General features: G+C 71.8%; 8 protein-coding genes. 5 read left to right on the forward strand and 3 right to left on the reverse strand.

Annotation, left to right across the window (positions count from 1 at the left end):
* Window positions 1-73: 73 nt before the first annotated feature.
* Both ACFFCN_RS17870 and ACFFCN_RS17875 read right to left on the reverse strand, forming a co-directional pair.
* The gene (locus tag ACFFCN_RS17870) at window positions 74-664 is read right to left on the reverse strand and encodes an RBBP9/YdeN family alpha/beta hydrolase (protein WP_375493855.1); all 591 of its coding nucleotides are present in this window, start codon (window positions 662-664) and stop codon (window positions 74-76) included.
* 21 nt (window positions 665-685) lie between these two features.
* Window positions 686-2,080 carry an FAD-binding oxidoreductase gene (locus ACFFCN_RS17875; protein WP_375493857.1) on the reverse strand — a complete coding sequence of 465 codons (1,395 nt, stop codon included), beginning with the start codon at window positions 2,078-2,080 and terminating at the stop codon, window positions 686-688.
* Window positions 2,081-2,147: 67 nt separating this feature from the next.
* Here ACFFCN_RS17875 and ACFFCN_RS17880 point away from each other — a divergent pair, with 67 nt between their 5' ends.
* A complete protein-coding gene (locus tag ACFFCN_RS17880) occupies window positions 2,148-2,744 on the forward strand; it encodes a hypothetical protein (protein ID WP_375493859.1) in 597 nt (198 codons plus the stop codon).
* Window positions 2,745-2,756: 12 nt separating this feature from the next.
* Window positions 2,757-4,376, forward strand: a complete 1,620-nt coding sequence (locus ACFFCN_RS17885; protein WP_375493861.1) for an ABC-F family ATP-binding cassette domain-containing protein — start codon at window positions 2,757-2,759, stop codon at window positions 4,374-4,376.
* Between the two features lie 28 nt (window positions 4,377-4,404).
* Here the strand turns inward: ACFFCN_RS17885 and ACFFCN_RS17890 are convergent, their stop codons facing one another.
* Window positions 4,405-5,079 carry a class F sortase gene (locus ACFFCN_RS17890; RefSeq protein ID WP_375493863.1) on the reverse strand — a complete coding sequence of 225 codons (675 nt, stop codon included), beginning with the start codon at window positions 5,077-5,079 and terminating at the stop codon, window positions 4,405-4,407.
* A gap of 260 nt (window positions 5,080-5,339) precedes the next feature.
* Between ACFFCN_RS17890 and rplM the strand changes: the two genes are divergently transcribed.
* Genes rplM through glmM form a run of 3 tightly spaced genes read left to right on the forward strand, consistent with a single transcriptional unit; the run spans window position 5,340 to window position 7,542 of the window.
* Window positions 5,340-5,780, forward strand: a complete 441-nt coding sequence (gene rplM, locus ACFFCN_RS17895; protein ID WP_375493865.1) for a 50S ribosomal protein L13 — start codon at window positions 5,340-5,342, stop codon at window positions 5,778-5,780.
* Window positions 5,777-6,172, forward strand: a complete 396-nt coding sequence (gene rpsI / locus ACFFCN_RS17900; protein ID WP_375493867.1) for a 30S ribosomal protein S9 — start codon at window positions 5,777-5,779, stop codon at window positions 6,170-6,172. The genes rplM and rpsI overlap by 4 nt, the downstream gene beginning before the upstream one ends.
* A 32-nt stretch (window positions 6,173-6,204) precedes the next feature.
* Window positions 6,205-7,542: a phosphoglucosamine mutase gene (gene glmM, locus ACFFCN_RS17905; RefSeq protein WP_375493869.1), complete on the forward strand. Its 1,338-nt coding sequence runs from the start codon at window positions 6,205-6,207 to the stop codon at window positions 7,540-7,542.
* Window positions 7,543-7,614: the final 72 nt, after the last annotated feature.

Here is a 7,614-nt window from a genome sequence, read left to right on the forward strand (position 1 = left end):
TTCTTCCGGTGATCAACAGTAGAAATTGGTCGCCCTGGGGAACATTTCCTACTGTTGATCACCGAGGTGGGGGTCAGTAGAAGGCGAGGTTGTCGCGGCGGCACCAATCGAGGACGGCCGGCCACTCGCCGTAGCCGGCGTCCGGGTTGAGGTGGCCGCCGCCGGGAACGACCGTCGTCGCCATCTTCAACGGCAGGCCGTACGCCGCGGCAATGCCCTCGGGCAGGTACTCGTCGTCGTCGCCGGCCACGAGCACCGTGCCGTCCGCGCCGCGGCGCACCGTGTCGATGTCCAGCGGCGGCGGGAAAAACTCCGCTACCTCGGGGATCGTCGTGTGCGGCGACGGCGGCGCCACCAGCAGCACGCGCGCGGCCCGCGGCGATGTCCCCGGGCCGGCGACGTGGTGCAGCCACAGCACGCTGCCGAGCGAGTGCGCGACGACGTCGTAGCCGTCGGCCGGCAGGTCGGCCAACGAGGCACGCAGCGCCGTCAGCCAGTCGTCGAGGTCGGGGTTGTCGAGATCGGCGAACGCCGGGCGCAGCGTCTGCCGCTCCTGCGCGCGCAGCTCGCCCTCGAGCCACGTCTGCCAGTGCCCCTGGCCGGACCCCTGCCAACCCGGGATCACCACAGTCGGGACGGAGCGGGACGGGCGGCGCGGCGGCATACGCGCGAGCCTAGGAGTCCACTAGGGGACGGGGGCGACCGGTGTCTCGCCGGCGATCGGCAGCACCACGCCGGGGTTGAGGATGCCCTGCGGGTCCAGCGCGTCCTTGATGCGGCGGGTCAGCGCCATCACGTCGTCGCCGAGCTGTGCGCCCAGCCACGGCGCCTTGAGCCGGCCCACACCGTGCTCGCCGGTGATCGTGCCGCCGAGCGACAGCGCGAGATCCATGACCTCGCCGAACGCCGACCGGGCCCGCTGCTCGGCGGCGGCGTCGCGCGGGTCGTAGGCGATGATCGGGTGGGTGTTGCCGTCACCGGCGTGCGCGACGAGCACGACGCGGGTGTCGTGCGCGGCGCCGATCCGCTCGATCCCCGCCACCAACGCAGGCAGCGCGGGGACGGGCACGCCGACGTCCTCGAGCAGCAGGGTGCCGAACTGCTCCATCGCCGGGAAGGCGGCGCGGCGGGCCGCGGCGAACGCCTCGCCCTCGTCCGGGTCGTCGGTGGCGAAGACGTCGGTGGCACCGGCGGCCTCGCAGGCCGCGCGGATCTGCGCGATCTCGGCCTGCGCTGCCGCGGCCGGCGCGTCGGAGCGCGCGAGCAGCAACGCGCCGGCGTCGCGGTCCAGGCCCATCGACACCATGTCCTCGACGGCGTTGATGCTGCCGTTGTCCATCAGCTCGAGCATCGCCGGGCGCAGCTGCGCGGTGATCGCCACGACGGCGTCGGCGGCGGCCTGCATCGACGGCAGATTCGCGACGAGCGTCGCCGCCGGTGGCGGCGCGGGCAGCAACCGCAGGATCAGCTCGGTGATCACGCCGAGCGTGCCCTCGGAGCCGACGAACAGCTTGGTCAGCGACAACCCGGCGACGTCCTTGAGCCGCGGGCCGCCGAGGCGCACCGCGGTGCCGTCGGCGAGCACGACCTGCATGCCCAGCACGTAATCGGTGGTGACGCCGTACTTGACGCAGCACAGGCCGCCGGCGTTGGTGGCCGCGTTGCCGCCGATGGAGCAGATCTCGAACGACGACGGGTCGGGCGGGTACCACAACCCCTCGGCCGTAGCCGCCTTCTTGACCTCGGCGTTCAGCGCGCCCGGTTGCACGACGGCGACGCGGGTCGCGGTGTCGATGTCGATGCCACGCATCCGCTCGGTGGACAGCGTGATGCCGTCCGCGACACCGCTCGACCCGCCGGACAGGCTCGACCCGGCGCCGCGGGGTACTACCGGCACGCCGTACCGGCTCGCCCAGCGCAGCACCGTCTGCACGTCCGCGGTCGTGTTCGCGCGCACCACGGCCTGCGGCAGCCCGGCGTCCGGGTCGCGCGCCCAGTCGAAGCGGTACGCGGCGCGCAGGTCCGGATCGGTCAGCACGGTGTCCGGCGGCAGCGCCGCCACCAGCTCGTCCAACGACATGCGTTCATCTTGCGCGCGCTCCGCGCGGTGGGCCAGCGTCTCAGCGCTCGGTCGCGATGATGTGCGCGTGGACGAGAGCTCGGTGCAGCTGAACACCTGGCGCCAGGTGGTCGTCCTCATCGTGGGCGACGCTCTGACCGGCGCGTTCGCCGGCTTCTTCGCCTTCGCCGCTGTGACGACGCCGGCCGCGGGCAAACGGGCGCTGGCGATCGTCATGGCCGTGCTGTTCGGGCTGCTGACCGCCGCCCTGATCTCGGGCACCTGGGCGGCGACCCAGCCACGAGCCCTGGTCGCGGGCCCGGCCGGTCTGCGCTTCGAGTCCGCGCGCCGGCCGTGGCAGCTGCGTTGGGACGAGCTCGTGTCGTTACGCATCGAGACCGGTTACCAGCTGCTCGCCCGGGGCGTGCTGCTGGTGCCGCAGCGGTGGCGCCGCACGTACGTCGTCCGGCTGATCATGACGCCCACCCCGGGCAAGCACGAGGCGGACGCGATGCTGAACCGGCGCTTCCGCGGCAAGTGGGGTGCAGCGCCGGACAGCTGGAGCTTTCCGTTCGGCTCCGCCCGCGAGCTCGTGGCGCCGCTCGACGCCGCACTGCGCGCGGACGCCGGCGAGCGGTACGCCGGCACGGTGGACGCTGGCCGATTACCGCCTGGACTGCTCTGAGAGGCTGCCTGCGTGGGTTACGTCGACGTCGTCGCGATCGGCCACACGCTGCCCGACGGCCGCAAGCTGCTGACCGACGCCTCGTTCCGGGTCGGTGACGGCGCGAAGGCTGCGTTGGTCGGCGCGAACGGCGCGGGCAAGACGACGTTGCTGCGCATGGTCGCGGGCGATGTCGTGCCGCAGTCCGGCAACATCGCCTGCAGCGGCGGGCTGGCCGTGATGCGCCAGTTCATCGGCTCGGTGCGTGACCGCACCACTGTCGAGGAATTCCTGGTGTCGTTGTCCGAGCCGGCGGTCCAGCAGGCGTGGCATGACCTCGCAGCCGGCGAGCTCGCGCTGATGGACCGCGACGACGAACGCACCCAGCTCGACTACGCGCACGCGCTCGCTGCGTTCGGTGATCACGGCGGCTACGACGCCCAGGTGCTCTGGGACACTGTCACCGTCGCGGCGTTGGGGCTGCCGTACGAACGGTGCAAGTACCGCGAGCTGAGCACGCTGTCCGGCGGCGAGCAGAAGCGGCTGGCGCTCGAGCTCTTGCTGCGCGGGCGTGCCGAGGTGCTGCTGCTCGACGAGCCGGACAACTACCTGGACGTGCCGGGCAAGCGCTGGCTCGAACAGCGGCTGCGCGAGACTTCGAAGACCGTCCTGTTCGTCAGCCACGACCGCGAGCTGCTCGCCCAGGTCGCCGACCGGGTGATCACCGTCGAGGGCGGCACGACGTGGGTGCACGGCGGCGGTTTCGCGTCCTACCACGAGGCGCGCGCGCATCGGCATGACCGGATGGCCGAGCAGCGCCGCCGGTGGGACGAGGAGCACGCGCGGCTCAGGGAACTCGTCCGCACACTGCAGGTGCAGGCACAACGCAGCGAGGTGATGGCGCAGAAGTACCGCGTGCAGGCACGCCGGCTGGAGCGCTTCGAGGCCGAGGGTCCGCCGCCGGACAAGCCGACGGAGGAGAAGGTCGCGATGCGGCTGGCGGGCGGGCGTACCGGCGTGCGCGCGGTCACCTGCGCGCAGCTCGAACTCACCGGATTGATGCGTCCGTTCGACACGGAGATCTTCTACGGCGAGCGGATCGGCGTGCTCGGCGCGAACGGTGCGGGTAAGTCGCACTTCCTGCGGCTGCTCGGCGGTGCGGACATCGCCCACACAGGCACCTGGAAGCTCGGGGCGCGCGTCGTGCCCGGGTTGTTCGCCCAGACGCACGCCCATCCGGAGTGGGCGATGCGCACGCCCGTCGACCTGCTGTGGGAGGGCGCCGCGGACCGGCCCAGCGTCGACCGCGGCGCAGCGATGGGCGCGCTGCGCCGGTTCGGGCTCGGCGGACAGGCCGAGCAGCGCTGGGAGACGCTGTCCGGCGGTCAGCAGGCGCGCTTCCAGATCCTGCTGCTCGAGCTGTCCGGTGCCACCCTGCTGCTGCTCGACGAGCCCACCGACAACCTCGACGTGCTCAGCGCGGAGGCGCTCGAGGAGGCGCTGGCCGGCTTCGACGGCACGGTGCTGGCCGTGACGCACGACCGATGGTTCGCCCGCTCGTTCGACCGCTTCCTGGTGTTCGGCGCGGACGGCGCGGTGCGCGATTCGGCAGAGCCGGTCTTTGACGAGACCCGGGTCGCCCGCGCCCGCTGAGGCGCGCTCTACCGGGTGGCGCGGCGAGTCAGGTGGTGGCGGGCACCGCGAAGACGACGATGTTGTCGCGGTAGTTGCCCGTCGACGCGTTGAACGGGCCGCCGCAGGTGACGATGACGATCCGCCCGACGCTCTGCTGGTCGAAGATCTGCTTATAGGGCAACGCCGTCTTGTGATAGGTGCGCACCCCGGTGACCCGGAACCTGACCTCGGTCCGGTTGTCGGCGTTGTGCTTGCCGAACACGTTCACCTGGTCGCCGGGGTTGAGCTTGCCGATGTGCGCCATGGATCCGGTGACGCCGGAGAAGTTGATGTGCCCGGCGAGGATGGCCGTCCCGCGCTTGGCGCCCGGCTTGGCGCCGTAGCGCCACCACCCAACCTTTTTCGGGTTCAGCGGAACGTCGAGCTCGCCGTCCTTGGTCGTCGCCACCGGCACGATGGGCGCCTCGGCCTTGAGCTTCGGGATCTCGATGCGGTTCGGGTCGATGAGGGGCACGGCGAGCAGCACCGGGCGGACGGACGGTGTCGCCGGCACCGTGCCGACGTCGCGCGCCTGCGCGGGCGGGTTGTGCTGCCAGTGCGGCGAATTGATCCAGGTGATCCCGGCGATCCCGATGACCAAGGTGGCGAGGAGCAGGCAGGCGATGGGCGGCCAGCCGACATAGCGCAGCGCCGCGAGCTCGCGCGTCCTGCGATCCGCCATGGCCCCATCCCTGTCCAGCCGACGGGCAGCGTCGCCCGCACCAGGTCGAGACTAGAGCCCACGGCCGCGCACCGCGATTTGGCCGGTCGTCCCCCGCCCCGTAAACTCGAGCGTCGGAGTTCGGCAGGGGTGTTGACGCACCGTGCCCGGGTCCGCCGGCCATGCCCCGGAGTTTGCGCACAGTGCGGACTGTGGGGGCGCCGAATCGTTCACCGACCGGTGTGCGATGCCGCGTGAAGACCGAAACGAGAGACAATCGCATGCCTACGTACACGCCACGGCCCGGCGACATCGATCGCCGCTGGCACGTGATCGACGCCGATGACGTCGTCCTCGGCCGCCTCGCCAGCCAGGCCGCGCAGTTGCTGCGTGGCAAGCACAAGCCGCAGTTCGCCAAGCACGTCGACACCGGCGATTTCGTCGTCGTCGTCAACGCGGCGAAGGTCGCGGTCGCGCTCAGCAAGCGCGGGGAGCTGCGGTACCGGCACTCCGGCTACCCGGGCGGCCTGTCGCAGGTGACCGTCGGCGACCTGCTCGAGCGGCGCCCGGAGCGCCTCGTCGAGCTCGCCGTGCGCGGGATGCTGCCGAAGAACACCCTGGGCCGCGCCCAGCTGAAGAAGCTCAAGGTCTACGCCGGACCCGAGCACCCGCACGCCGCCCAGAAACCCCAGCCGTTCGAGATCAAGCAGGTTGCCCAGTGACCAGTCCTACCCAAGCCCCCGTTGTCGGCCGTCGCAAGGAAGCCATCGTGCGCGTGCGACTGGTGCCCGGCACGGGCCAGTTCACGCTCAACGGCCGCACCCTGGACACCTACTTCCCGAACAAGTTGCACCAGCAGCTGATCAAGGAACCGTTCGTGACGCTGGAGAAGGACGACCAGTACGACGTCATCGCCACGCTGTCCGGCGGCGGTGTCACCGGCCAGGCCGGCGCGCTGCGCCTGGCCATCTCCCGCGCGCTGATCGGCATCGAGCCCGACGACCGGCCGGCGCTGAAGAAGGCCGGGTTCCTGACCCGCGACCCGCGGGCCAAGGAGCGCAAGAAGTACGGCCTGAAGAAGGCTCGGAAGGCTCCGCAGTACAGCAAGCGCTAAGGATGAGCGCTTGCGCGAAGAGCGGAAGCTGAGTGGCACGGCTGTTCGGCACCGACGGCGTCCGGGGTCTGGCGAACGGTGATCTGACACCGGAGCTGGCCCTGGCGCTCGCGGCCGCGGCCGCCCGGGTGCTGGTCGCGCACGACGCCTCGCACCGCCCGGTCGCCGTCGTCGGCCGGGACCCGCGTGCGAGCGGCGAGATGCTCGAGGCGGCGGTGGTCGCCGGGCTGACCTCCGCCGGTGCCGATGTGCTGCTCGCGGGCGTCGTGCCGACGCCGGCCGTCGCGTTCCTCACCGCGTCCTACGGCGCCGATCTCGGCGTGGTGCTCTCGGCGTCGCACAACCCCATGCCGGACAACGGCGTCAAGCTGTTCGCGGCGGGCGGGTTGAAGCTGCCGGACGCGATCGAGGCCGAGATCGAGGCGCTCGTCGACGCCGGCCGCGGCGCGGAACGGGTCACCGGCGCGGCGATCGGCCGGGTGCACGTGGCCGACGACGTGCTCGAGCGGTACGGCGCGCACCTGCTCGGTGCGCAGCCCACCCGCCTCGACGGCCTGCACGTCGTGGTCGACTGCGCGAACGGTGCCGCCTCGCAGGTGGCGCCGGAGGTCTACCGCGGCGCCGGCGCGCAGGTGACCTGCATCGCGGCCGAGCCGGACGGGTTGAACATCAACGACGGCGTCGGGTCGACCCACCTCGGCAACATCGCCGACGCGGTTCGGCGCACCGGCGCACACCTCGGCATCGCACACGACGGGGACGCCGATCGCTGCCTGGCCGTCGATGCGGCGGGCAACGTCGTCGACGGCGATCAGCTGCTCGCGTTGTGCGCGTTGGCGCTGCGCGACGTCAGTGCGCTGCGCGACGACACCGTCGTTGCCACGGTGATGAGCAACCTCGGCTTCCATCACGCGATGCGCGACGCCGGCATCGAGGTGCTGACCACGGCCGTCGGCGACCGCTACGTGCTGGAAGCGCTGCGTGCCAAGGACCTCAGCCTCGGCGGCGAGCAGAGCGGGCACATCGTCTTCACCGATGCCGCCACCACCGGCGACGGCCTGCTGACGGCGCTGCACGTCATGGCGCGGGTCGTGTCGACGGGCGCCCCGCTCGCCGACCTCGCCGCCGTTGTCCAGCGGCTGCCGCAGACGATGATCAACGTGAAGGTCAGTGACCGCGACACCGTGGCCGGGGCGCCGAGCGTCCAACAGGCCGTCGTCGCCGCGCAGACCGAGCTCGGTGACGACGGTCGAGTGCTGCTGCGCCCGTCGGGCACCGAACAGCTGGTGCGGGTGATGGTCGAGGCGGCGTCGCAGGAGCACGCCGACGACGTCGCCAACCGCCTCGCCGCGGTCGTCGGCGCCGTCTGACGCTGTAGCGCCCGACCCGTCAGCGCCCCTTCGTTCCGACTCCCGGTCCCCGTGCGTCCCCCCGTGCGTCCC

The organism is uncultured Jatrophihabitans sp., from assembly GCF_964246335.1.
Lineage (GTDB): Bacteria > Actinomycetota > Actinomycetes > Mycobacteriales > Jatrophihabitantaceae > Jatrophihabitans.

What these genes read in the sequence shown, in the direction of transcription:
- ACFFCN_RS17870 (WP_375493855.1), bottom strand. Translation starts at nt 664, where the DNA reads ATGCCGCCGCGCCGCCCGTCCCGCTCCGTCCCGACTGTGGTGATCCCG.
- ACFFCN_RS17875 (WP_375493857.1), bottom strand. Translation starts at nt 2,080, where the DNA reads ATGTCGTTGGACGAGCTGGTGGCGGCGCTGCCGCCGGACACCGTGCTG.
- ACFFCN_RS17890 (WP_375493863.1), bottom strand. Translation starts at nt 5,079, where the DNA reads ATGGCGGATCGCAGGACGCGCGAGCTCGCGGCGCTGCGCTATGTCGGC.
- rplM (WP_375493865.1), top strand. Translation starts at nt 5,340, where the DNA reads ATGCCTACGTACACGCCACGGCCCGGCGACATCGATCGCCGCTGGCAC.